Here is a 22,784-nt window from a genome sequence, read left to right on the forward strand (position 1 = left end):
ATGGGAACCAGCGCGCTACTCCGTCCTCTGGCAGGGTTATGGAGCCTGTTCGGCACGCTCGCCCTGCTTGCTGCGCTGTTTTCCTTTTCGCTCGGCGAGGGCCATCTTGCGGGCCTGTTCATGGCCTCGGCGCTTCTGTCTGGTGTTCCAGGCCTGATGATCCTGACGGCGACCCGAGGCATGCGGGTCTCAGCGAGCGCTGTCGACGCTGTACTTCTCGCGCTGATCGCCTGGTCGACGACCCCGGCCTTCGCAGCCTTGCCGTTTTACCTGTCCGGCTATTTCAGCCAGAGCGACGCCTTCTTCGAGGCCTATTCGGCGGTGACCACAACAGGCGCCGTGCTCTTGCCGGCCGAGGAATTACCGCGCTCCCTGGTGCTCTGGCGGGCGCTCCTCAGCTGGATGGGTGGTTATGCGACCCTGATGCTGGCGGCGGCAATCTTCGCGGCTCTGGACAAGGATCTTCCGGCGATCCGGCGCTCTTCTTTGCTGACCATTCGCCCCGACAATGTGTTCTCCCATCTCCGCTTGGCGGCCCAACGCATTGGCCTGCTCTATGTTGTCATTACCGCGATCGCCGGGATCGCCATAATGATGGCAGGGGAAAGCCTTTTCGATGCCAGCATCCTGGCTATGGGGGCCATTTCCACAGGCGGATATGCGCCGTTCTCCGGGCCATTGCTGGGCTCCCTCGGTCCGGTCGTGACCTTCCTCATGGCGCTGACCTGCCTGATAGGTGCCCTTAATATCTCGCTGTTCTGGGATGCCCTGCGCGACCGGTCTGCTTTTCGGGATCCCGATCTTGCCGGGCTGGCTGCGCTTGTCGCCGGTGTCGGATTGCTGTTCTACATTTCCGAACCGGAAAACCCGCTGCGTCACGCAGCCGACGCGTTGTTTGTGGTCAGCACAGCGGGATACACCACCGCTTCAGAGCTGTCGGCGGCTCCGCTTGCGGCGCTTTTTGCGGCCTTGATTGGCGGCGCTGCCGCGTCCACCACGGGCGGGGTGAAAATCTCGCGGATCCTGATGTTGTGGAAGCGAATGGGCACCGAGCTCGCTGTGCTTGCGGATCCGTCCAGCGTCGCACCGGTGACTTTCCGTGACCGTGCAGCACCGGATCGCAGCCTGCTGTCAGTCTGGTCCTATGTGTTGGCTTTTGCGGCGGTTCTGGGTTTCGGCACCATTGTACTGGCAATCGCCGGGACTGCCTTCGAGCAATCATTCGGTGCCGTCGCTGCAGCGCTGGCCAACGCTGGTCCGCTCTACATCACGATGCAGGAGGATCAAAACTGGTCCGATCTCAGTGAAGCGGCGCGGACATGGTTGATCCCGGTGATGATCCTGGGCCGGCTGGAGGTGCTTGCAGCACTGACGGCCATTGCAGCCCTCGTCATGCGCCGTTAGCGGACTAGATGACCGGAATTCAGGTGCGGCTAAAACCACACGAGTGTCGGCTTCGTCTTTGTTTTTAAAATGAGACGGTTGCAGCGAGCGGTGAGGGCTGTATAGGTTAAATAACGAATCGCCCATCAAGAGCGACAGACGTGGAGCCCCTATGTCTCACGATAAAAAACAAAACTTGCAGGATGTTTTCCTCAATTCAGTACGCAAGTCCAAGACGCCTCTAACGATATTTTTGGTCAATGGTGTCAAGTTGCAGGGTGTTGTGACCTGGTTCGACAATTTCTGCGTCTTGCTGCGTCGTGACGGCTTGTCTCAACTCGTCTACAAGCACGCGATCTCGACCATTATGCCGGCTCAGGCCGTCCAGCTCTTCGAGCAGGAGAAGGAAGACGAGGCGGCGCTGACGGAAAGTGCTGCGGATTGATCGAGCGCGAAGCGCCTGTCACCCGCGCCACCGTTATTCACCCCGGTTTGCGCGATCACATGGATCGCGCCGATGCTCGCCTTGAGGAAGCTTCCGGTCTTGCTGAAGCCCTCGATATGGAGCTGGCCGAGGCCTTCATTGTTCCTTTGCGGAAAATCGAACCCGGCCGGTATTTCGGCCGGGGCAAGGTCGATGAACTCAAGCTGCGCCTGACAGAGACGAAAACCGACGTCGTCGTCATCGACGCCTCACTGACGCCGATCCAGCAACGCAACCTGGAAAAGGCCTGGCAGGTCAAGGTCGTTGACCGCACCGGGTTGATTCTGGAAATTTTCGGCCAGCGGGCACGGACCAAGGAAGGCGTGCTTCAGGTCGAGCTAGCCCGTCTGGCCTATGAGCGTTCCCGCCTGGTGAGAACCTGGACCCACCTGGAACGCCAGCGTGGCGGCCGCGGCTTCCTGGCTGGACCGGGCGAAACCCAGATCGAGACGGACAGGCGTCTGCTGGCCGACAAGATGGCCAAGCTGCGCCGGCAGCTCGACGAAGTCCGGCGCACACGGGCTTTGCACCGCAAAACGCGTCAGGACACGCCGTTCCCGACGGTCGCCCTTGTGGGCTATACAAACGCTGGAAAGTCGACGCTTTTCAACACGCTAACCGGGGCAAAAGTGCTTGCCCGCGATATGCCCTTTGCCACGCTAGATCCAACTGTACGCGCCGTGAAACTGCCGCGCGGGATGCAGATACTGCTTTCCGATACGGTGGGGTTCATCACCGATCTGCCAACCGAGCTGATCGCCGCTTTTCGCGCGACCCTGGAAGAGGTGCGCGACGCGGATATCCTCATTCATGTCATTGACGCCTCAGATCCTGATCTTGAAGGCCGCATCGCCGATGTTGAAAGCGTGCTCAAGGCGATCGAGGCGGGGCGTGAGTTTGATCAGCCCATGATCGAAGCATGGAACAAGGCCGATCTTCTCGATGCCGAAGATTTTGAGGAGGTTGAGCTGGAATGCATGCTCGCAAACCGCAAGGCGGGCCGGGTCGTGAAGCTGCCGATCTCAGCGGTTGAGCAGATCAATCTGGACAGCCTGATGGCGACGATTGAAACGGCTCTGGCAGAGCGCGGTGAGGTGCTGCATCTTGTTTTGCCCCCGCAGGAAGGCCGCGCCATGGCCTGGTTATTGGCCAATGGTGACGTCTTGCGTGCAACCCGCAATGACGAAACCGGGGAAGTGGAAGGCGACTACCGGCTCTCAACAGTAGATGCCGGCCGCTTTCGGGCCCAATTCCCACACCTCGCGGCGCCGCTGCCGCTTGAGGACCCGTACTAGGCCGCTGCAGCGGCCTTTTCTTTCTGTTTCGCCTCGACCCAGAGCGCTTCCATTTCATCGAGGCTTGCGTCTTCGGGCTTGCGTCCGGCAGCGGCGAGATGGGTTTCTATATAGCGGAAACGGCGCTCGAATTTCGTATTGGCTCCGCGCGCAGCCGCTTCAACATCCACTTTTAGTTTGCGACCTAGGTTCGTGCAAACAAACAATAAATCACCCACTTCTTCAGCCACGTGCTCCTGGGTGCTATGCGCTGCTGCATCGCGCAATTCGGTGATTTCCTCGTGCACTTTTTCCAGCACCCGGTCTGCATCGGGCCAGTCAAAACCGACCCGGGCGGCGCGTTTTTGCAGTTTCTGAGCGCGCTTCAGCGCGGGCAGGGCGACGGGAACATCGTCCAGCACGCTGTCAGCCCGGTTCTTGGCGGCGCGTTCGCGCGCTTTCTGATCCTCCCAGGCTTCGGTTTGAGTGTCGCTGTCGCGCTGTGCTTCGTCAGCAAAGACGTGCGGATGGCGCCGGATCATCTTGTCATTAATGGCGGCGCAGACATCGTTGAAATCAAACAGGCCGGCTTCCTTGGCCATCTGTGCGTGGAACACGACCTGGAGCAATAGATCGCCGAGTTCGTCCTTGAGGTCGGTGTAATCCTTGCGGTCAATCGCATCGGCGACCTCATAGGCTTCCTCGATCGTGTAAGGCGCGATGGTCGAGAAATCCTGCTCAATATCCCACGGGCAACCGGTATCCGGATCGCGTAGCTGGCGCATGATATCGAGCAGTTCGGTTATCGGCGCAGTTTGGGACATGAGGGGGCTCCAGCTTGAATTGGCCGGAGATTAGCCGAGATTCGACCCGTCACCATATACCAATAAGGCGCATAATAAATATTATGAGAAATCGGGAATGCTGATCTAGGAGGCTCCGGACACTGTGATCCGGCTATCGGTCTCGGTGATCGTCATACCGTCATAAGCGCTCGAGATGTGGTCAGGTAGTTCCGCCGACAAGGCGTCATAATCCAGCGTGATGTGCAGATTGGTCAGCACACCCTGCTGCGCCGAGACCGCATCAAGCGCGCTGAGGGCGTCGGAGACGGAGAAATGCGTTCCATGGGGCTCGTGGCGCAGCGCATCGACCACCCAGCATCCGATCTGGTTCAATATCGCCGCGCTCTCATCGGGTAAGGCATTGATGTCGGCGGAATACGCAATAGCGCCGATCTTGAAGCCCAAAGACCGGATGGCGCCATGCTCCTGGTCAAACGGGATAATCTCAACTGTACCGCCAGGGCCATCGACCTTCACCGCGCTGCCCGGCTCCGGCATGGAGCGGGCATCCAGAATGGCCGGATAAGGCGAACCGGCCGGTGCCTGGAAAGCATAGCCAAAGCGGGACGTAAGCGATTTAGCGGACGGTTCATCCATCCAGACCGGGATGCGCTGACGCTGGAGCAAGGCGAAGGCCCGCAAATCATCAAGCCCGTGGGTCTGGTCGGCATGATCATGGGTGATGACAACGCCATCCAGTCGCGGGACGCGGGCTGAAATCATCTGTTCGCGAAAATCCGGCGATGTGTCGATCGCAACGCGGGTGACGCGCTCACCGGCGGCCAGGTCCTCAGCCGAGCGGGCCGCTTCGATCAGAGCCGCGCATCGGCGCCGACGATTCTTGGGGTTGGCCGGGTTGCACGCCCCCCAATCGCCATTGGCGCGGGGTACGCCGCCTGACGACCCAGAGCCCAGAATGGTCAGACGGACAATATCGCTCATGTTCGCGGCACCTTGTCGAACAGGCGATAAAAGGCATCGCTGGTTTTTTCGGCGCACTCCTCCAGGGTCCAGTCCTTGACCGCGGCAAGACCGGTCGCAACGGCTGGGAGGAAGGATGGTTCGCAGCGTTTTCCCCGATGCGGAACCGGGGCCAGATACGGGCAATCGGTTTCAATGATGACCCGGTCATCCGGCACGTCTTCAGCAAACACCGCGCGCACATCATCAGCCTTCTTGAACGTGATGATGCCGGACGCGGCGAAAAAGGCACCCAGCTTTGCAGCACGGCGGGCCAGGGCGGCGCTGCTGGTATAGCAATGCATCAGCGGCCTGAAGGCCCCCTTCCCCATTTCCTCTTCCAACAGATCGGCCATCGCCTCATCAGCATCACGAGTATGGATGATGAGCGGAAGATCGGCTTTTCGAGCCGCTTCGATATGAGTCTTAAAGCTCTGGAATTGTTCTTCTTTCGGGCTGTATCCGTAATAGAAGTCCAGGCCGGTTTCGCCGATCGCGACGACCTTGGGATGTTGCGCAATCTCGATCAATTCCTGCGCTGATATATCGGGCCGGTCTTTGGCGTGGTGCGGGTGTGCGCCGATCGTACACCAGATGTCGTCATAGCGTTCGGCTATCGCGGATACGGCGTCGAAATCGCTCAACTGGCAGCAAATGGTCAGCATTTTGTCGACACCGGCCGCGCGGGCCCGTTCGATCACGGCGTCGAGGTCGTCAGCGAATTGCTCGCCGTGCAGATTGACGTGGCTATCTATGAACATCAGCGGGTGGGTCTCGTCAGGCCATTTCTGTTCGCGCGGCCTGCGTCACCAGGGACAGCGCGGCCAGTGCGGTTTGTTTCGGGTCGAGATAGAGAGCATCGCTGTCGCGGACAAGTTGGCTCAATGATCGCCACGCATCAATCCACGGCTCGCTATTGCCTCCTGCCAGCGCCACCTGTTTGCCCCGACGCTGGATTGCAGCGCGAAGCGCCCGGTAGAAAACCGGCGCTTTCTCGGCCCCGGCCTTGCCGGTGACCAGTTCGGCGAGCTGGCGCAGGTCGCTTTCGCTGGCCCGCGCCCCTTTTTCCACCAGTGCGTCGATCCGGTGCGCGAGCTCCACGCCGCCACTGACGCTCAAAGCAAGCGCCCGGCCCGGTGCGCCTCCGGCCAGCTCGGAGGCCTGCCGGGCGGTAATCGGGTCCGCCACGCTGGCGGTCTCCACCAGCCAGTTCGCCGTCGCCTCAATGCTGGGAACGCGGAGATCAAGCCGACGGCATCGCGACCGGATCGTCGCCGGCAGCCGCCCGGGAGCGTGGCTGATCAGGATCAAAAGCCCGCGCTTGGGTGGCTCTTCAAGAGTTTTGAGCAAGGCATTGGCTGCATTGGTATTCATGTCGTCGGCGCTGTCCACGAGGCAGACCCGCCAGCCGCCTGCACCGGCACTTTTTTCAAAGAAAGACGGCGCCCGGCGGGCTTCATCGACGGTGATTTCCGCGCGCCAGCGCTTGCGTTTTTCGTCCCAGGGCCGCCGCAGCAAAAGCAGGTCCGGATTGGCATGCGCCTCGAGCTGGCGGCAGACCGGATCGGATGGGTCTGCACCCAAGGGGCCGTAATCGGTAAAGGCGCCCGCGCCGAGAACCCGGCGTGCGATACGCCAGGCCAGCGTCGCTTTACCGACACCGCGCGGTCCGCAAATCAGCCAGGCATGGTGCAGCCGCCCGCTCTCCCAGGCCGACAGGAATTGCTGCTCGATATCGGCATGGGCAAACAGGTCATAGCGCTCGCGCGGCGGTAAACACCCCGGTTCGCTGTCCGACGCGATATCCGGGTCGGTATTCATGCCGCCCGGTCCAGGCGGGTTCTGATCTCGCGCAAGGCGGCGGCGAGGACTTCATCGGGCGAATTTTCCGCATTGAGAACGGCGCACCGCTGCGTATCGGCGTTGGCAATATCCAGGAAGGCTTGCCGGAGCCGAGCGTGAAAATCGGTATCGTGAAGTTCAAACCGTGTCGGGTCCTCGCCCCGCTCAACCGTGCGGCGCAGTCCGACGAGCGGGTCGAGGTCGAGGATCAGCGTCAGATCCGGGTGAAAATCGCCCAGTGCTGCGTGGTGCAAGGCCTTGATGCGCTCCAGTGATACCCCGCCGGCAGCACCCTGATAGGCCGTGGTGGAATCGGCGAACCGGTCCGACAACACCCAGGCACCGCGTTCCAGTGCAGGCTGGATCAGGCGTTCAACATGATCCACGCGCGCCGCGTACATGAGCAGAGCTTCCGTGATCGCCGACCAGCGATCTGTAGAGCCGGTCAGCAGGATCTCGCGCAGCATTTCTGCTCCGGGCGTACCGCCCGGCTCCCGGGTAATGATGACTTCCAGACCCTTGCCTTCGAGATGCGCCTGCAAACGCTGAATGAGCGTCGTTTTGCCGGCGCCCTCTCCGCCTTCAAGCGATATAAAACGTCCGCGCACGTCAGTTGCCGCGGATCATGTGGGCAAGTGCGGCGCCGATCCGGCCCATCAAGCCTTTGCGTTCAACGCTCTCTGCCGCGACCAGGGCAAACTCCTGCGGCTCCTGATCGGGAATATTGACGACCAGGCGGCCGACTTCCTCGCCCTCTGCGATCGGAGCGACCAGCGGCCCTTCATAGACAACCTCGACCGTCATATTGCGCCGGGCCCGGCGATGCATGCCAAGGGTCACGTCCTCGGCGACAGCCAGAGCGACCGTCTCAGCCTCCCCCATGAACACAGCGGCGCTATGGTCAACCGGCTCACCCGCAGCGAGCAGTTCATAAATCGAGTAATCCGACAAAGCGGAGCGCATCATGCGCTCGGCCTCATTGGCCCGCGCATTATTGGACTCCATGCCGTTGAAAACGATGATGCGTCGTACGCCATCGCGCTCCGCCGAGCCCACCAGACCATACCCGGCCTCTTCGGTGTGCCCCGTCTTCAAACCGTCCGCACCGGAGAAGACGCCGAGCAGCGGATTACGATTGAATTGCCGGATGCCGTTATAGGTGAACTCCCGCTCAAGCCACATGCCGTACTCGTCCGGGAAATCACGGATCAGGATGCGGGCGATCTCGGCCAGGTCACGGGCGCTGATCCGATGATCCGGGTGCGGCCACCCGGTTGCATTGGCAAAGCTGGCGCTCTCAAGGCCCAGCTCGCGCGCGCGGTCGGTCATCATATCGGCAAAAGCGGCTTCACTGCCGCCGAGCGCTTCGGCGATAACAATGCAGGCATCATTACCGGACTGGACGATCACGCCCCGCAGCAAGTCCTCGACACGGACCCGGCTGTTGACTTCCAGGAACATGGTAGAAGACCCGGAGGCAGCGCCGCCGCGCCGCCAGGCATTCTCGGACACCGGCAATTCGTCATCCATCGACAACTGGCCATCGCGAATCGCTTCGAGCGTCATCAACACCGTCATCAGCTTGCTCATCGACGCCGGTGGCATGGCTTCACGCCCATTGCGTTCGAAGAGAATAATGCCGGTCTCATAGTCCATGATCAGGGCATGGCTGGCATCGGTCTGATAGCTGGTCTGGGCTCCAGCGCCAGCGGTAGTCAAAAGCAAAAGAGAAACGAGAAATGCGCGCACGTCGGAGAACTCCCGGGCCGTAAAAGGTCATTCGGCGAAGAAGTGCGCATACAAGCGCGGCAAAGTCATGACGTCCAGCGCCGCGCGTGCGGAAACAACAGGAGCGCTCAGTTCAGTGCGACAATCCGGGCGTCGTAAACGCCATAACCGGTCAGATTGTCCCGGGCCGCGTGCGCAGCATTGCGGTCAGGCCAACGTCCGAAGAATACGCGATAGACCGCATTTCCGTTGGCTTGGCCGCGCTGCACCCAAGCATCACCTGCCGATGAAATCCGGGACGCCAGTGCCTGGGCGTTTTGCTGGTCCGCAAAAGCCCCGACCTGCAGTGTAACCGTCTGAGAATGCGCCGGAACGGCAGGTTCCTGGACCACTGGTTCTGGTTCGGGCTCGGCCGTGCGGCGGGTGCCGACCTGCGCGACGTGAAAACTATGGGCCGGGGGTTCGGCATTGGGGTGTGCGGGACCGAGATAACGCACCCTCACCCGGGCCAGGCCGCGTGAGCGATAATCGAGGGCTTCGGCGGCCGCGCGGCTCAGATCGATGATCCGGTCATCAACAAAGGGGCCGCGATCATTAAGCCGGACGATGACCTGACGACCGTTTTCCAGATTGGTGACCTCAACAATGGAGGGAATCGGCAAGGTCGTATGCGCCGCGGTCATCTGATTCTGATCGAAGATTTCACCATTCGCTGTCGGCCGGCCATGGAAGTTCGGGCCATACCAGGACCCGATGCCAATCTCGTCATAGCTGTCCTCACGGCGCGGGACGAAGCGCTGGCCGGAAATCGTGTACGGGCGACCGACTTTCTGGTGATCGCTGGAACGGGCGATGAGGCCGCGGGTATCCACCGGCGCAGAGGCAGCCCGTGCGCTTCCGGTTACGGATCCTGTTTCGAATGATCGCAGACGCTCGGGCGAAGACGCACAACCCGCGGCGAAAACCAGCACTGCAAGGAAGGCAAAACGCATAACGCAAAGGGCTCCCGCTACCTGACGCGATGATAATGGCTCAATTTCGTAAAGCGAGCGTAAGTCGCCTGTTTCGATTACGCGTATGTAATTTAGTTACAATTCCGGGTAATCAAAAAGTGTAGCGATAAACCGTGTCCGGCGAGAGGACCTGCGCCGGAATGAGGTAATTCCGCCACACCGCGCAATGATATTGCGCACCGCAGCATCACGCCCCCTTTTCATCCCAACTCAGGCGTTTAACGTTTTATGACGGGCTTGTAACAGACCTATCATTTGCGACTTGGAGGGCAATATGAAGTTGGGGCTTAAACTTACAGCCAGTGCGATGACGCTGGCACTTGCGGCGGGGGGCTTTGCGGCACCGTCGTTTGCTCAGGAAACTGAGACCCAGGAAACCGAACTGATCGTGGTGACCGGTTCGCGCATTGCGCGTGATTCGAATCTGGCTCTGCCGATTCCGGTTCAATCGCTCAGCGAAGAACAGCTTGAAAACTCCGGCGAGCTCAATCTCGCTGATGTCGTCAATGACGTTCCGGCCCTGGTGGCCTCGAGCACGGTGAACGCCAATGGTGCCGGTTCTACTGGTGCAAACTCGCTCAACCTTCGCGGCATGGGCGGAGCGCGGACCCTGACGCTGGTCAATGGCCGCCGTCACGTATCCGGCTTCGAAGGTTCGCAGGCTGTTGATATCGGCTCCATCCCGACGCAGCTGGTTGAGCGTGTGGAAGTGCTCACCGGTGGCGCCTCGGCCATTTATGGTTCCGACGCTGTGACCGGCGTGGTCAACTTCATCCTGCGTGATGATTATGAGGGCAATAACGTCACCGTCCGCACCGGTATCTCCAGCGAAGGTGATAGCGAATACCTCAGTGTTCAGGGCATTTTCGGTCGTAATTTCGATAGCGACCGCGGTAATTTCGTGGCGTCTTTCGACTATGTCGATGACAGCGAGCTGCTGTTTGGCGATCGCGACTGGGCCGCCGATAACGGTCGCTCGCGCAGCCTGCCAAACCCGGCGCGTCGCTTCCAGCGCGGTGACATCACGGCTTCGTCTACGCCGAACTTCTCGGCCTATTATGATTTCGCCACGACGGGCCTGTTCCACTACGGTCTGCGCATTCCGACAGCCGCTGACTTCATTGCCGACTACACGGCTGAATTCGGCTCCGCTCCGACCCTGACCCAAACCGAGCTCGATCTCATCGACCGCGCCTCGACCGCTCCTTCGCGTGCGATCCTCCCGCAGCCGAACTTCCTGATCTCCTCCAATCTCGGTGTGATTGCACCGGCGGATTTCTGGCTTGGCGGTGGCGTCGGTGGCGGCCTGGCCGGTAGCGACACCAATGGCAATGGCGTGGATGACTGTCTGGAATCCTTCGTCGGCTGGAACTCCGGTTTCTTCGGCAATGGTGCCTTCGGCCTGGCTGGCGGTTGCTGGGTTGTCGATCCGGGCGGTGATGTGCGTCCGTTCCAGGACGGCCTCATCGGCTCGACCTTCAACGGCTTCGGCGGTGATTCGATCCAGGACAATTTCGATGAGGACTTCCTCATCCCGGAAACCGACAAGATCACCCTGAACTTCAACACTACCTATGACTTCACGCCGTCGCTGCGTGGCTTCATGGAAGTGAAGTATTCCAGCTCGACCAGCTCCTTCGGTGGTCCGCTCAACACCTTCTACGACCTGCTCTATGGTGCACCGGACAACCCGTACCTTCCGGCAGAGCTCGCTGATGTCACCACGCGTGCCGGCGGCCTCTACATCACCGTGGACCCGACCTCCCTGGGCCCGAACATCGATCAGACGGTTCGTGAAACCTTCCGTTTCGTCGGTGGTTTCTCCGGCGAGTTTGAAAACGGCTGGACCTGGGAAGCGTCCTACAATCACGGTGAGTTCACCCGTCGCTTCACCGACAACAACATGGTCATCCTCGACCGTTTCTTCGCTGCTATTGATGCGGTGACGGATCCGGCGACCGGCCGGACGGTTTGTCGCTCCGAGGTTGATACGGCTTCGACCCCGCCGACCACCATCTTCGGCATCCCGGACTTTGACGCGGGTATCTACTCCTTCACGCCGGGTTCGGGCGCTTGTCAGCCGGCCAATATCTGGGGTGGCCCGGGTGCGATCAGCCAGGAAGCGATCAACTTCATCACCACTTCTCAGACCGATGAGCTGACGCTTGAGCAGTCTGTCTTCTCGGCCATCCTGACCGGTGACACGGCGGACTTCTTCTCCCTTCCGGCTGGCCCGATCGACTTTGTCGTCGGCGCTGAATACCGCAAGGAAGAGAGCCAGAACACGCTGAACGACTATGACCTCGGCATTCTGCCGGCTGGTTCGAATTTCACCCCGGGTACATTCGTCGGTGATTATTCGGACAACCAGTCGCTCGGCTTCAACGCCACTTCGCGCTTCGCCAATTCCCAGGGCGAGTTCGACGTGACGGACTTCTTCCTGGAGATGTCGGCACCGATCCTTTCCGATCAGCCGTTCGCACAGGAACTGCGCATTGATGCCGCGTATCGCTATGCCGATTACTCGACCATCGGCGGTGCGGAAACCTGGAATGTGGCTGGTCTGTGGACGCCGTATTCGGATCTCTCGGTCCGGGCCTCGGTCTCGCAGGCGATCCGCGCTCCGAACATTTCCGAACTGTTCGCACCGGAAAGCGCTGCTTTCTTCCGCCCGGTTGATCCGTGTGATGTGAACGAAATCCCGAACGCTCCGGATCCGGCTCTGCGTGCGGCGAACTGTCTGGCTGACGGCCTGCCGGCGACCTTCACCGATCCGCTTTCGGCTCGCTTCGCCGGTGTCTCGGGCGGTAACCCGAACCTGGAAGAAGAAGTTGCGGACACGCTGACCTATGGTTTCGTGTACCAGCCGAGCTTCCTGCCGGGCTTCTCGCTCACGGTGGACTACTGGGATGTGAAGATCGAGGACGCGATTGCGTCGGTTTCCGCACAGGACATCGTCGACAATTGCTACGACTCGACCAGCTTCCCGAACGCGTTCTGCTCCAACTTTACGCGTAACCGGGACTCCAGCTCGGCTCAGTTCCTCGGCTTCAACTTCCTGCGTCAGAGCCCGATTAACTTCGCGGCTATCGAAGCATCCGGCTACGACTTCGCAGCCACCTATGACTTCGAACTGTGGGGCAATGACTTCGGCATCCGTGCCGTCGGCTCCAAGCAGGAGAAGCTCGACTTCTTCACCAATCCGAGCGACCCGAACGAGGTCGATCCGGAACTGGAAGAGATTCAGCGCCCGGAAATCTCCGGCACGGTGGACCTCACCTGGAGCCGCGACAATTTCCGCGTCGGCTGGCAGGTCCAGTACATGAGCGACCAGCTGCTCGCCGGTGCTGAAATCGAAACCTATGAGAACATCCTGGGCGACTCCGCCTGGGCCGGTGAAAGCTATACGCACAACCTGTATGGCAGCATCGATCTCAAGGACAATGTCCGTCTCTTCGGCGGTATCAACAATGTCGAAGACGAAGAGCCCTTCGCCACGCAAGAAGGCTGGCCGGTCAGCCCGCGCGGCCGCATGTTCTTCCTTGGCGTCGACATGGACTTCTGATCCTTCCGAGTGATCGAAGAGAATGGGCCGGGCCAGTTTTGGTCCGGCCCTTTTTTTGCGCCGTTTGCGCCACGCGGCTGCAATGCGCGGCTTGCGCTCAGCCCCGCAACAGCGCTATTCGGATAGGTGCAGGAGGGGTGGCAGAGTGGTCGATTGCGGCGGTCTTGAAAACCGTTGAACCGCGAGGTTCCGGGGGTTCGAATCCCTCCCCCTCCGCCACCAGGCTCAAAGAGCAACCGGCCAGACCGGCGCCTGTCGCCACCCGCTGGTTTCCCGACCCCACCAAAGGACGAGTTTTCGACGCTTTAGCTGGGCTTGTGCCTTGTCAGAGCGGGGCCGCGCTTCATTATCTCTGCCCATAACACGCCAAAAGGCGATAAAGGGGAGACCTTCATGACCGATACCGCCGGTAAAACGGGGGCGAGCGCTATTGAGCCGCTTGCCGCCGGGCCACGCCGTTATGCGCTGGGCCTGTTGCTTGTTGTCTATATTCTCAACTTCCTCGACCGCCAGGTCGTCAACATCCTGGCCGAACCGATTAAGAATGATCTCGGGCTCGCCGACTGGCAGCTCGGGGCTCTGACCGGTCTGGCCTTTGCACTGTTCTACACCGTGCTCGGTCTTCCCATTGCCCGGCTCGCTGAACGCGCAGACCGGGTCAAGATTATTTCCGTCGCCGTTGCCGTGTGGAGCGCGTTTACAGTCGCCTGCGGCCTGGCCGGCAACTTCGTTCAATTACTGATTGCCCGCATTGGCGTCGGGGTCGGTGAGGCCGGCTGTACGCCGCCCGCGCACTCCCTGATCTCCGACTATACGCCGGCGGAAAAGCGTGCTTCTGCGATCGCCTTTTACTCCATGGGTATCCCGCTGGGCTCGCTGGCTGGCATGGCATTGGGCGGACTGATCGCCGACACCTATGGCTGGCGCGTCGCCTTCTTTGTCGCCGGCGCACCAGGTGTTCTGCTGGCCATCGCGGCCTGGTTCACCCTGCCCGAGCCCCGTCGCAAAAGCGGCACGATGGCCCCGGCCGACCGTCCGGGCCTGGGCGAGGCCATCGAGGAATTGTCCCGCAAGCCGGCTTTCTGGTGGATGTCGATCGCAGCCGCAGTCAACGCCATGGTCTCCTATGGCCATATCGCCTTTTACGGCTCCTTCTACTTGCGCAATCACGCCGAAGGCCTGCAGGGCATGGCTGAGGTGGTGAATAATGCGCTGGGTGTGAACTTCGGCGCCCTGGGCTTTGTCGGCATCGCGCTGGGTCTCCTGATCGGCATTTTCGGTGCGATCGGAACCTTTATCGGCGGTCAGGTGACCGACCGTTATGTCTCCAAGGATCCGCGCTATTTCGCCTTCATTCCGGCGGTTGCCGGCGCGGCGGGCTTCCTGCCCTTCCTGCTCGCCATGCTCTCCGGCAATGTGTTGATCTCGCTTCTGGCGCTCGCCGTCGTGACGCTTTTGGGCTCGATCTGGTACGGCCCGGTGTTTGCCAGTGCGCAAAGCCTCGTCCAGCCGCGTACACGGGCGACTGCGTCAGCCGTCATCCTGTTCGTGATCAATCTGATCGGGCTGGGAATGGGGCCGCTGCTGGCCGGTATTATCAGCGATGTCTTCGCGGCCAGCTACGGCGCTGCCGAAGGCTTGCGCTATTCACTGGTCACGGTCGGTGCGATTGGCCTTCTGGCTATTCCTGCCTTTGTGCTGGCGGCGCGGACCCTTCACAAAGACGTTGAAGGCTAACGCATAATCCAGGTTTCGGCCTCGGCGAGGGTTTCTGCAAAGAACACGTCGAGGCCGATATTCCAGGCCAGGGCTTCCAGCAGCATTTGCTGGACGTCATGGGTCTGCGGATCAAGCACATAGGCGACCCGGCGGATCTGCGGGAAACGGGCGGTAAAGCCCTGAAACATTGCGATGAACTCTGCCGGCGTGAAGACCGCATCGCTCTTGGCCACATTCATCAACACCCGCGAAACACCCCCCTTCTCGACCGCATCGGCCAGTTGAGCGGTCGCGGTATTGACCAGCACGCCATCGGTGCGCCCGGTGATGGTTTGCACCAAAAGCGCATCATCGAGGCGCTTTTCTGTCGTGATCTGGTCGCTATAGGCGTTCAACATTGGTCTAGTTCAGGACCCATTTGAGCTGGAGCTGGGCGACGTTTTCAGTGACGCCATCAACTCCGAACTTATTGTTCCAATATTGCCATTCCACGCCCAGGAAAATCCGGCCGGGGCGGTCATAGACAGCGCCAGCATCCCAAAGAAACCGCGGCACATAAAGCTGGTTCGCCACGCCCGGCCCTTCAGCCCCGGCGATATCAGCGAAACCCTCGCTGAGGAAGGATTGCCCGCCAATCTCGAACGGGCGGTTCCAGACAATCGTCGCCTGCCAGGTTGAACCCGGGCGTTCAGGATCGTCGCGGTAATAGGCATGCGTCCGCAGGAAGCGGAAGCCCTCCACGTTCAGATCGACCGCGAAACCGGCCAGATAGCGCTGAAGCCCCTGCTCGCCGCGCTCATAATTGCCGGCCAACAACACATCGCGGATCAGACCTTCACCGGGGTCCCGACCGCTTAACCGGGCCAGACTCAGCCGCGGGGTGAACTCGCCATAAACCGCGGTCTGCCCGTCATCTCCGAAGGTGAAATCGGCGAACAGGAACATGTCGCCATAGCTCCAGCGATTGGCATGCTCGAAGGTGATGATGGTCCGCTGCTCATCGCCGAGCTCGTAATCAAAGCCGCGCAGGAGCTGAACATTCTCGCTATGCCATTCGATCGGCCCTGATTGGGCAAAAGCCGGAACCTGGCTGGTCAGGCTGAGCCCGGCGAAAAGGGTAAACAGAACTCTCATCATCAGACACCCGTTAGCAAAGTTGACGGCGGATAACATGTTCGCCCGGTAAGATCACGAAACTGTAGGCGGGGCAGACATGGATAGAGAATGATCTAGGTTCAAGGGCAGAGCTATCCGATGAGGACGTAATGATCCGACGCCCGAACGAAATCTGGCAGGCCTCCGGCGATGAAGTGACGCCGAAACCGCTATTCATGAACCGCCGCAAAATCATCGCCTCTGCGGGCGCCATTGGCCTGGCCGGTCTTGCCGGTTGCAGCGATGCCAGCACAGCGGCCCAGGCGCAAAGCCCGGTCGGAACCCACACCCCGGACCCGGAGCGTCAGCTCGATTATGCACGCAGCGATTTTCGCCTCGACGAAGCGCTGACGCCTTATGATGCGGTGACTGGCTACAATAATTTCTACGAGTTCGGGCTCGGAAAAGGTGACCCGGCCCGCTATGCGGACAGGATGACGACCGAGCCGTGGTCGATCGAGGTTGACGGGCTGACCGATCGACCCGGCACTTACGCCCTTGCCGACCTGGTCGATTTCGACGCGCTGGAAGAGCGCATCTACCGCCTGCGCTGCGTGGAGGCCTGGTCCATGGTTGTCCCCTGGATCGGTGTGCCGCTGAGCGCCATAATCGAGCAATTGCGGCCGAGTCCTGCCGCCCGATATGTCGCCTTCGAGACCTATCTCAACCGTTCCGAAATGCGCGGTGTCCGTTTCCCCGTAATCGACTGGCCCTATCGCGAAGGCCTGCGGATGGATGAAGCCATGAACCCGCTCGCCTTCCTGGCCGTGGGGGTCTACGGCGAGATTTTACCCAATCAGAACGGCGCCCCGATCCGCCTCGTTGTGCCCTGGAAGTATGGCTACAAGTCGATCAAATCGATCGTCAAAATCAGCTTTGTTGCCGACCAGCCGGAAACATCCTGGAATCTGACGGCGCCGAATGAGTACGGCTTTTATTCCAACGTCAATCCGCAGCGCGATCATCCGCGATGGAGTCAGCGCACTGAACGCGTGATTGGCGGCGGTGTGTTTGCGCGCCGGGATACTGAAATGTTCAACGGCTATGCCGATCAGGTCGCCGATATGTATGCCGGCATGGACTTGATCGAAAATCACTGATGCCGAGAACGCGCTCCCATCTCGCCCGGTTCGAACGCCAGGGTCTGAAGCCGCTGGCGTTCTGGCTTCTAGCCCTGCCCGGACTATGGCTCTTTGCCCAATGGGGATTACTGCTGGGTGGTCAGGACCATTCCTTGGGCTTCAACCCGATCGAAACGACCCACCGTTTCCTCGGCGACACCGCGCTTTACGTGCTGATGGCCTCTCTTGCCGTGACCCCGCTGCGCGATTTGACCCGTTGGAAGGCGGTCATGAAAATTCGCCGCCGCATCGGCCTGGCCGCGTTCTGGTACGCGGTGCTCCACGTCATCGCCTATCTCGGGCTGGATTTGTACATCGCCGCCGGGATGTCCGTCAGCGGCATGATGGCCGGTTTGTGGGACGATGTCGTCGAACGCACCTACATAACCTTGGGAATGCTCGCTTTTATCGGCTTGATTCCGCTGGCGCTGACCTCGTTCAATGCCATGATCCGGCGGCTCGGGGCATTGCTCTGGCGCCGGCTGCATCTCGCCGTCTACCCGATCTCGGTGCTCGCCGTTCTACACTATGGATTTCTGGCCAAGGGCAATCAGCTTGGCCCCTGGATACACGGTGCGGCCCTGGCCGCCCTACTCGGCTACAGGCTCTTCGCCTACCTGCGTCATACCCGTCTGCGCGCGCAGCATCCGGCCTAGCCAATCGGCGCATTGCGCTGGATGGCTCATGGGCGCGAGATGCCCCGCCTCATCCATGGTGTCGATCTTGATGCCCAGCCGGCGCAATCGCCAGTCCGCATAGACGGTCGACCCCGGCAGCCCGGCCATAAGCACGGCTGGCCGCTTCGGCAGCCGCTTCAAGGCCGTCCAGGGATCATGTCCCTGCGCCGCAAAGATCGCTGCTTCCCAGGCCGGATCACAGGACAGCTGGACCCCGGCATCTGTCTCTTTCAGGCCGGTATCGAGGTAAGCTTCGAGTACACCGGGGGCCCAGTCGGCAAACAGCCGCTTGCCGCGATAACGCTCGGTTACCTGTTCCCGGCTGTCCCAATCGCGCCGCCGCCGCCGCGCGCCGCTCGACATCGGATTGAACTGATAAAGATAGGCCCCGCCCGGGATATGCGGGATGGCGTAGAACCCGGTCGGCATGAAAACCGGCTCGATGAAGGCCATGGCTTCGACCTCCAGTCCGAATCTGGCTGCTGCCAGCAGGCCGCAAACCGAGCCCATGGAATGCCCGGCAAACACGCTTCGCCGCGGCTCCAGCGCGTTCTGCCAAGCCACCAGGTCCCGGGCAAAGACATGCCAATCCGGCAGACGCGCCGGATCGGCAGGCAGCGTCGTCCGGCCATGCCCGCGCGCATCGAGGGCAACGACCTCGAATTCATCTGCAAGCGGCTCAAGCATTTGCTGGTAGGTTCCAGCGTTGAAGCCATTGGCGTGAGCGAAAAGCAGGCGGACAGCACCGGGCTTGCGCCAGATCAGCGTGCTGAGCTTTGCCTCGCCCACATCCAGTTCAATACGTTCCATGCCGGCAAACTAGGGTGCGTCCCGGACCGGGTCCACTAAAGGCCTGATCAGGAATGACCTCGCGCAGTGGCACCACTGACGGGTTCATGCTACCGCAGCGCCGAATTGCAGCTGCTTTTACCGGGGATCACATGACGACGCTTTCCATCACCGACCGTTTCGATAGTGGCAATATCATCGTCAAGGATGCCTCCGACCCGCAGGCGATTTCGCTGGAGATCCGGCGCGATCACCGCTCGGATTTCTTCCAATGGTTCCATTTCCGGGTGTCCGGCGCCCGCGATACGGCCTTGTCGATGCGCATCATCAATGCCGCAGAGGCGGCCTATCTTGATGGTTGGACCGATTATCAGGCCTGCGCCAGCTATGACCGTGAAACCTGGTTCCGGGTTGAAACCCGCTATGAGGACGGCGTTCTGATTATCGACCACGAACCGGAACTCGACACCGTCTGGTATGCCTATTTCGCGCCCTACTCCATGGAGCGTCACCAGGACTTGATCGCCTGGGCGCAAACTCACCCCGCCGCGCGATTGGACGTGCTCGGCGATACATTGGATGGCCAGAGCCTTGATTGTCTCACCATTGGAGACGGCGACAAGTCGATCTGGATCACCGCGCGTCAGCATCCTGGGGAAAGCATGGCCGAATGGTGGGTGGAAGGCTTCCTGACCCGCCTGCTTGATGATGCGGACCCTGTCGCCCGCCGGCTGCGCGAAGCGGTCACTTTCCACGTCGTGCCTAATATGAACCCGGACGGCTCCCGCCGCGGTCACCTGCGCACCAACGCCAAAGGCGTCAATCTCAACCGCGAATGGGACAAGGCGACACCGGAAAACTCGCCGGAAGTTTTCTACGTGCTCGAGGCCATCCGCCGGACCGGGGTCGACCTTCACCTCGATGTGCATGGCGATGAAGGCCTGCCCTATAACTTCATCGCCGGCGGCGAAGGCGCGCCGAACTTTACCGAGGCAGACGGCGCCATGCTGGATGCCTACAAATCGGCGCTGGAGGCGATCAGTCCGGATTTCCAGACGACACATGGGTATGAGGTCGATGCCCCGGGCAGCGCCGATCTGTCCATCTGCACCAACTATATGGTCAATGAGTTCCGCTGCCTGGCGATGACGCTGGAAATGCCGTTCAAGGATAATGCCGATCTGCCCGATCCGCTGCACGGCTGGTCGCCGGATCGGTGCCGCAAGCTGGGAGCCGCAAATCTCGATGCGATGCTGGCGGTTCTCGACGCGATCTGAGCCCCGAGACAACCTCGCGTATATTTGAATACCGGCCTTGCGCCCCCTTGCGAAGCGCGTCACCGTTTTCGCTCAGGAGGATATGGCTGCATGTATCTTACACGCCTGCTTTACTGTAGCGAACGCAATGCCGAGGTCGATCTTGATATCGAGCAATTGCTCTATAGCGCTCGCGATTATAACGGCCGGTCCAATATCACGGGCGCGCTCTGGTTCGATGGCACCTATTTCGTCCAGGTCCTTGAAGGCGGCCGCCAGGTGGTGAGCGAAACCTACCACCGCATCGCCAAGGATCCGCGCCATCACAGTATCGAGATCGTCTCCTGCGAGATGGTCGATGCGCGCCTCTTCCACCAATGGCGCATGGCGTATTTTGCCGACACGGCGGACAATCGCTCACTCGTCCTGAAGTATTCCGGCCAAGACAAGCTGATACCGTCGAATATGAGCAGCGCTTCATTGCTGCATGTGCTCGCCGAGGGGAATTTGCTCGGCGATTAACCCCCTCAATGCGGCGGGCCCGATACCGGCCAGGTGCGTGGGCGGCCAAGAAAGAGCTGGACTCCCTGCTATCTTTTGAGACATAATTGTCTCATGAATGATTTCGTACGTCCTTCCTCCCGCGATGCCATCATCACCGCAGGCTTTGCGGTGCTCGCGGCAGATCCAGCCGCCAGCCTCAATGATATTGCCCGCAAGGCCGGCGTCGGCCGCGCCACACTGCACCGGCATTTCTCCGGCCGCGATGACCTCGTTCGCTGCCTGGCCTTGGCGGCCCTGCACGAGATGGATGCGGCCGTCGAAGCGGCTTTGGAAAACGCGCAGAGCCATACCGACGCGCTGAAGCTGACCCTGCAAACCCTGGTTCCTCTGGGCACCCAGTATGGTTTCCTTTTAAGCGAAACCGCCACCGGTAAGGAGATTGAGGCAGAGTACCAGCGCCAGGCTGAAGCGTTGTCGGACATGCTCAAGGCGGCCGTCTCAGAGGGCGGGCTTTCGGCCGCCATCCCGGTGTCTTGGTATGCCCGCAGCTTTGATGCGCTGCTGATCGCCGCCTGGGAGGCGGTGCAGGAGCAGGAGCTGACGCCTGATCAGGCCAGCGCCCTGGCCTGGAAAACCTTCACCCTCAACCCGAAGGCGGACGCATGAGCCCTGATGCAATCGAAAGCCTGGGCACCCAGTTTGATGATGCCTTCTTCATCATCGGCGCCGCGATCCTGGTGATTGAGCTGCTCAAAGGCGCGTTCAATCGCTCGCTCTCGGGCAAAAGCCTGCTCGACATGATCGCCAGCGTCTCGACCCAGCTGCCCTATCTCTTGATCGAGATATTCCTGATGGTCTGGGTCTATATCGGCTTCGTACTGGTCAGCGAGACCTGGATCAGCTGGCGTTTCGAGTTCAGCTGGACGCTGGCCATCATCACCCTGATCGTCGCCGATTTCGTCTATTACTGGGAACACCGCTTTGCCCATGAAGTGCGTCTGTTATGGACCCAGCACGCGGTGCATCATTCCTCGCGTTTCATGAACATCCTGGTCAGTGTGCGCTTTGGTCCGCTGGAGACTGTGACCTCTGCCCTCTTCCACTTCCCGATGATCCTGATCGGCTTCCCGGCCGAACTGGTCTTTGCCAGCATTATCATTGTGCAGGCCTACCAAGTCTGGATCCATACCGAGTTGATCGGCAAGCTGGGTCCGCTTGACGGTGTTCTCAACACGCCTGCCAATCACCGTGTGCATCATGGTTGTGACGAGAAGTATCTGGACAAGAATTACGGCGGCATCCTGATCATCTGGGACCGCCTGTTCGGCACTTATCAGCGCGAGGAGGAAACGCCGCGCTACGGGCTCGCGCGCGATTTCGACAGCGTTAATCCGCTGGCCGTCTGGTTTTCCGAACTGCCTCGCTTTTTCAATGATCTCGGCCAGGCCAAGAGCGCCAGTGCGCGCTGGCGGATCATGTTTGGCCGGCCGGGTGCCTCTCCCGACGCCTGACAGCGAACGCCATTGACCTGCGCCCGGCGACGGGCGATGGCTGTGTCACCGTCCGGCTGACAAACACCCTGCCGATTCCAAGTGCGGGGGCGAAGGGGATGAGCGCCATGACCGATCAGCAGATGACCCAGGTCGACGTATCTGACGAAGATATTCACTGGGATTTCGACAAGGCGATGTCCTATGGCCGCTATCTCGGCCTCGACCGCGTCCTGGACAGCCAAAACCCGCTGACCGAGGAGCATGACGAAATGCTCTTCATCATCATCCACCAGGTCGCCGAGCTGTGGATGAAGCTGATGTTGCATGAGATCGAAGGCGCATCGGCGCAAATTGCCCGCGACGAGGTGGGCCCGGCGCTGAAAATGTTCTCCCGCGTTTCGCGCGTCCAGGAACAGCTGATCAAGGCCTGGGATGTGCTCGCAACCATGACGCCGAGCGATTATCTCGCCTTCCGCGACGATCTTGGCCAGAGCTCCGGCTTCCAGTCCTACCAGTATCGCAGCCTGGAATACCGGCTCGGCAATAAGAACGCGGCCATGGCGAAGGTGCACCGGCACAATCCGGTGGCCTTCGACATGGTCAATGCGGCCCTGGAGAGCCCGAGCATCTGGGATGAGACGCTCGCCTTCCTCGCCCGCAAGGGCTACGCCGTGCCGGCCGACCGTCTCGACCGGGACTGGCGTCAATCCTACAAGCCCAGCAGCGAGGTCGAGACGACCTGGCGGTTGATCTATGAGGACAGCGAGACCCATTGGGAAGCCTATGAGCTGGGCGAGAAACTCGTCGATCTCGAGCACAAATTCCAGCAATGGCGGTTCAACCACATGAAAACGGTTGAGCGCATTATCGGCTATCGCCGCGGCACCGGCGGCACCTCCGGCGTCGCCTATCTGGTCAAGGCCCTCGATCTGCACTTCTTCCCGGAGCTGTGGACCGTGCGTACCGCGCTCTGACC

General features: G+C 60.6%; 22 protein-coding genes and 1 tRNA gene. 13 read left to right on the plus strand and 10 right to left on the minus strand.

The window, feature by feature from the left end; all coding sequences use genetic code 11:
- The 3 genes from Q1V57_RS09030 (at nucleotide 1) to hflX (ending at nucleotide 3,162) form a co-directional block, all read left to right on the plus strand.
- Nucleotides 1-1,404 (plus strand): potassium transporter TrkG, encoded by a 1,404-nt coding sequence (locus Q1V57_RS09030; protein WP_300529827.1) that lies wholly within the window; start codon nucleotides 1-3, stop codon nucleotides 1,402-1,404.
- Nucleotides 1,405-1,555: 151 nt separating this feature from the next.
- Nucleotides 1,556-1,828, plus strand: coding sequence for an RNA chaperone Hfq (gene hfq, locus Q1V57_RS09035; RefSeq protein WP_300529829.1), 273 nt, complete (start codon nucleotides 1,556-1,558; stop codon nucleotides 1,826-1,828).
- Nucleotides 1,825-3,162 carry a GTPase HflX gene (hflX, locus tag Q1V57_RS09040; RefSeq protein WP_300529830.1) on the plus strand — a complete coding sequence of 446 codons (1,338 nt, stop codon included), beginning with the start codon at nucleotides 1,825-1,827 and terminating at the stop codon, nucleotides 3,160-3,162. The genes hfq and hflX overlap by 4 nt, the downstream gene beginning before the upstream one ends.
- On the opposite strand, the gene mazG is transcribed toward hflX, so the two are convergent.
- The 7 genes from mazG to Q1V57_RS09075 all read right to left on the minus strand — a co-directional run bounded on the left by mazG (nucleotide 3,159) and on the right by Q1V57_RS09075 (nucleotide 9,508).
- Nucleotides 3,159-3,965, minus strand: a complete 807-nt coding sequence (mazG, locus tag Q1V57_RS09045; protein WP_300529832.1) for a nucleoside triphosphate pyrophosphohydrolase — start codon at nucleotides 3,963-3,965, stop codon at nucleotides 3,159-3,161. The two genes, hflX and mazG, sit on opposite strands and share 4 nt — an antisense overlap.
- A 105-nt stretch (nucleotides 3,966-4,070) precedes the next feature.
- Nucleotides 4,071-4,928 carry an MBL fold metallo-hydrolase gene (locus tag Q1V57_RS09050; RefSeq protein WP_300529834.1) on the minus strand — a complete coding sequence of 286 codons (858 nt, stop codon included), beginning with the start codon at nucleotides 4,926-4,928 and terminating at the stop codon, nucleotides 4,071-4,073.
- Nucleotides 4,925-5,707: a TatD family hydrolase gene (locus tag Q1V57_RS09055; RefSeq protein ID WP_300529835.1), complete on the minus strand. Its 783-nt coding sequence runs from the start codon at nucleotides 5,705-5,707 to the stop codon at nucleotides 4,925-4,927. Before Q1V57_RS09055 ends, Q1V57_RS09050 begins: the two co-directional genes overlap by 4 nt.
- A gap of 16 nt (nucleotides 5,708-5,723) precedes the next feature.
- The gene (locus Q1V57_RS09060) at nucleotides 5,724-6,767 is read right to left on the minus strand and encodes a DNA polymerase III subunit delta' (protein ID WP_300529836.1); all 1,044 of its coding nucleotides are present in this window, start codon (nucleotides 6,765-6,767) and stop codon (nucleotides 5,724-5,726) included.
- Entirely contained in the window at nucleotides 6,764-7,396 is a 633-nt protein-coding gene (gene tmk / locus Q1V57_RS09065; RefSeq protein WP_300529838.1) for a dTMP kinase, read from the minus strand. Before tmk ends, Q1V57_RS09060 begins: the two co-directional genes overlap by 4 nt.
- A 1-nt stretch (nucleotide 7,397) precedes the next feature.
- Entirely contained in the window at nucleotides 7,398-8,537 is a 1,140-nt protein-coding gene (locus tag Q1V57_RS09070) for a D-alanyl-D-alanine carboxypeptidase family protein (protein WP_300529839.1), read from the minus strand.
- A gap of 107 nt (nucleotides 8,538-8,644) precedes the next feature.
- Nucleotides 8,645-9,508 (minus strand): septal ring lytic transglycosylase RlpA family protein, encoded by an 864-nt coding sequence (locus Q1V57_RS09075; RefSeq protein ID WP_300529840.1) that lies wholly within the window; start codon nucleotides 9,506-9,508, stop codon nucleotides 8,645-8,647.
- 295 nt (nucleotides 9,509-9,803) lie between these two features.
- Between Q1V57_RS09075 and Q1V57_RS09080 the strand changes: the two genes are divergently transcribed.
- The 3 genes from Q1V57_RS09080 to Q1V57_RS09090 all read left to right on the plus strand — a co-directional run bounded on the left by Q1V57_RS09080 (nucleotide 9,804) and on the right by Q1V57_RS09090 (nucleotide 14,831).
- Nucleotides 9,804-13,094, plus strand: coding sequence for a TonB-dependent receptor (locus tag Q1V57_RS09080; protein ID WP_300529842.1), 3,291 nt, complete (start codon nucleotides 9,804-9,806; stop codon nucleotides 13,092-13,094).
- Nucleotides 13,095-13,225: 131 nt separating this feature from the next.
- Nucleotides 13,226-13,313, plus strand: a tRNA-Ser gene (locus Q1V57_RS09085).
- Nucleotides 13,314-13,487: 174 nt separating this feature from the next.
- A complete protein-coding gene (locus Q1V57_RS09090; protein WP_300529843.1) occupies nucleotides 13,488-14,831 on the plus strand; it encodes an MFS transporter in 1,344 nt (447 codons plus the stop codon).
- On the opposite strand, the gene Q1V57_RS09095 is transcribed toward Q1V57_RS09090, so the two are convergent.
- Entirely contained in the window at nucleotides 14,828-15,211 is a 384-nt protein-coding gene (locus Q1V57_RS09095; protein ID WP_300529844.1) for an STAS/SEC14 domain-containing protein, read from the minus strand. The genes Q1V57_RS09090 and Q1V57_RS09095 overlap by 4 nt on opposite strands.
- Before the next feature lie 4 nt (nucleotides 15,212-15,215).
- The gene (locus Q1V57_RS09100) at nucleotides 15,216-15,950 is read right to left on the minus strand and encodes a hypothetical protein (protein WP_300529845.1); all 735 of its coding nucleotides are present in this window, start codon (nucleotides 15,948-15,950) and stop codon (nucleotides 15,216-15,218) included.
- 128 nt (nucleotides 15,951-16,078) lie between these two features.
- Here Q1V57_RS09100 and msrP point away from each other — a divergent pair, with 128 nt between their 5' ends.
- Together msrP and Q1V57_RS09110 are read left to right on the plus strand one after the other, a co-directional pair.
- On the plus strand, nucleotides 16,079-17,068 hold the full coding sequence (gene msrP, locus Q1V57_RS09105; RefSeq protein ID WP_300529847.1) for a protein-methionine-sulfoxide reductase catalytic subunit MsrP: 990 nt from the start codon (nucleotides 16,079-16,081) through the stop codon (nucleotides 17,066-17,068).
- A complete protein-coding gene (locus tag Q1V57_RS09110; protein ID WP_300529848.1) occupies nucleotides 17,068-17,745 on the plus strand; it encodes a protein-methionine-sulfoxide reductase heme-binding subunit MsrQ in 678 nt (225 codons plus the stop codon). Before msrP ends, Q1V57_RS09110 begins: the two co-directional genes overlap by 1 nt.
- Here Q1V57_RS09110 and Q1V57_RS09115 read toward each other — a convergent pair.
- Entirely contained in the window at nucleotides 17,680-18,576 is an 897-nt protein-coding gene (locus Q1V57_RS09115; RefSeq protein WP_300529849.1) for an alpha/beta hydrolase, read from the minus strand. The genes Q1V57_RS09110 and Q1V57_RS09115 overlap by 66 nt on opposite strands.
- Nucleotides 18,577-18,707: 131 nt before the next feature.
- Between Q1V57_RS09115 and Q1V57_RS09120 the strand changes: the two genes are divergently transcribed.
- From Q1V57_RS09120 to kynA, 5 genes are all read left to right on the plus strand, one after another.
- The gene (locus Q1V57_RS09120; RefSeq protein WP_300529850.1) at nucleotides 18,708-19,832 is read left to right on the plus strand and encodes a M14-type cytosolic carboxypeptidase; all 1,125 of its coding nucleotides are present in this window, start codon (nucleotides 18,708-18,710) and stop codon (nucleotides 19,830-19,832) included.
- 90 nt (nucleotides 19,833-19,922) lie between these two features.
- On the plus strand, nucleotides 19,923-20,333 hold the full coding sequence (locus tag Q1V57_RS09125) for a BLUF domain-containing protein (protein ID WP_300529851.1): 411 nt from the start codon (nucleotides 19,923-19,925) through the stop codon (nucleotides 20,331-20,333).
- A 93-nt stretch (nucleotides 20,334-20,426) separates the two neighbouring features.
- Nucleotides 20,427-20,981 (plus strand): TetR/AcrR family transcriptional regulator, encoded by a 555-nt coding sequence (locus Q1V57_RS09130; protein ID WP_300529852.1) that lies wholly within the window; start codon nucleotides 20,427-20,429, stop codon nucleotides 20,979-20,981.
- A complete protein-coding gene (locus Q1V57_RS09135; RefSeq protein WP_300529853.1) occupies nucleotides 20,978-21,826 on the plus strand; it encodes a sterol desaturase family protein in 849 nt (282 codons plus the stop codon). Before Q1V57_RS09130 ends, Q1V57_RS09135 begins: the two co-directional genes overlap by 4 nt.
- A gap of 107 nt (nucleotides 21,827-21,933) precedes the next feature.
- The gene (gene kynA, locus Q1V57_RS09140; RefSeq protein ID WP_300529855.1) at nucleotides 21,934-22,782 is read left to right on the plus strand and encodes a tryptophan 2,3-dioxygenase; all 849 of its coding nucleotides are present in this window, start codon (nucleotides 21,934-21,936) and stop codon (nucleotides 22,780-22,782) included.
- Nucleotides 22,783-22,784: the final 2 nt, after the last annotated feature.

Origin of the sequence: Maricaulis sp. (assembly GCF_030149425.1) — a bacterium.
Lineage (GTDB): Bacteria > Pseudomonadota > Alphaproteobacteria > Caulobacterales > Maricaulaceae > Maricaulis.

Excerpts from the sequence above, each read along its gene's own strand:
- Q1V57_RS09030 (WP_300529827.1), top strand. The coding sequence starts at position 1 with ATGGGAACCAGCGCGCTACTCCGTCCTCTGGCAGGGTTATGGAGCCTG.
- hfq (WP_300529829.1), top strand. The coding sequence starts at position 1,556 with ATGTCTCACGATAAAAAACAAAACTTGCAGGATGTTTTCCTCAATTCA.
- mazG (WP_300529832.1), bottom strand. The coding sequence starts at position 3,965 with ATGTCCCAAACTGCGCCGATAACCGAACTGCTCGATATCATGCGCCAG.
- Q1V57_RS09050 (WP_300529834.1), bottom strand. The coding sequence starts at position 4,928 with ATGAGCGATATTGTCCGTCTGACCATTCTGGGCTCTGGGTCGTCAGGC.
- Q1V57_RS09055 (WP_300529835.1), bottom strand. The coding sequence starts at position 5,707 with ATGTTCATAGATAGCCACGTCAATCTGCACGGCGAGCAATTCGCTGAC.
- Q1V57_RS09060 (WP_300529836.1), bottom strand. The coding sequence starts at position 6,767 with ATGAATACCGACCCGGATATCGCGTCGGACAGCGAACCGGGGTGTTTA.
- Q1V57_RS09075 (WP_300529840.1), bottom strand. The coding sequence starts at position 9,508 with ATGCGTTTTGCCTTCCTTGCAGTGCTGGTTTTCGCCGCGGGTTGTGCG.
- Q1V57_RS09080 (WP_300529842.1), top strand. The coding sequence starts at position 9,804 with ATGAAGTTGGGGCTTAAACTTACAGCCAGTGCGATGACGCTGGCACTT.
- Q1V57_RS09090 (WP_300529843.1), top strand. The coding sequence starts at position 13,488 with ATGACCGATACCGCCGGTAAAACGGGGGCGAGCGCTATTGAGCCGCTT.
- Q1V57_RS09095 (WP_300529844.1), bottom strand. The coding sequence starts at position 15,211 with ATGTTGAACGCCTATAGCGACCAGATCACGACAGAAAAGCGCCTCGAT.
- Q1V57_RS09100 (WP_300529845.1), bottom strand. The coding sequence starts at position 15,950 with ATGATGAGAGTTCTGTTTACCCTTTTCGCCGGGCTCAGCCTGACCAGC.
- msrP (WP_300529847.1), top strand. The coding sequence starts at position 16,079 with ATGATCCGACGCCCGAACGAAATCTGGCAGGCCTCCGGCGATGAAGTG.
- Q1V57_RS09110 (WP_300529848.1), top strand. The coding sequence starts at position 17,068 with ATGCCGAGAACGCGCTCCCATCTCGCCCGGTTCGAACGCCAGGGTCTG.
- Q1V57_RS09115 (WP_300529849.1), bottom strand. The coding sequence starts at position 18,576 with ATGGAACGTATTGAACTGGATGTGGGCGAGGCAAAGCTCAGCACGCTG.
- Q1V57_RS09120 (WP_300529850.1), top strand. The coding sequence starts at position 18,708 with ATGACGACGCTTTCCATCACCGACCGTTTCGATAGTGGCAATATCATC.
- Q1V57_RS09125 (WP_300529851.1), top strand. The coding sequence starts at position 19,923 with ATGTATCTTACACGCCTGCTTTACTGTAGCGAACGCAATGCCGAGGTC.
- Q1V57_RS09130 (WP_300529852.1), top strand. The coding sequence starts at position 20,427 with ATGAATGATTTCGTACGTCCTTCCTCCCGCGATGCCATCATCACCGCA.
- Q1V57_RS09135 (WP_300529853.1), top strand. The coding sequence starts at position 20,978 with ATGAGCCCTGATGCAATCGAAAGCCTGGGCACCCAGTTTGATGATGCC.
- kynA (WP_300529855.1), top strand. The coding sequence starts at position 21,934 with ATGACCGATCAGCAGATGACCCAGGTCGACGTATCTGACGAAGATATT.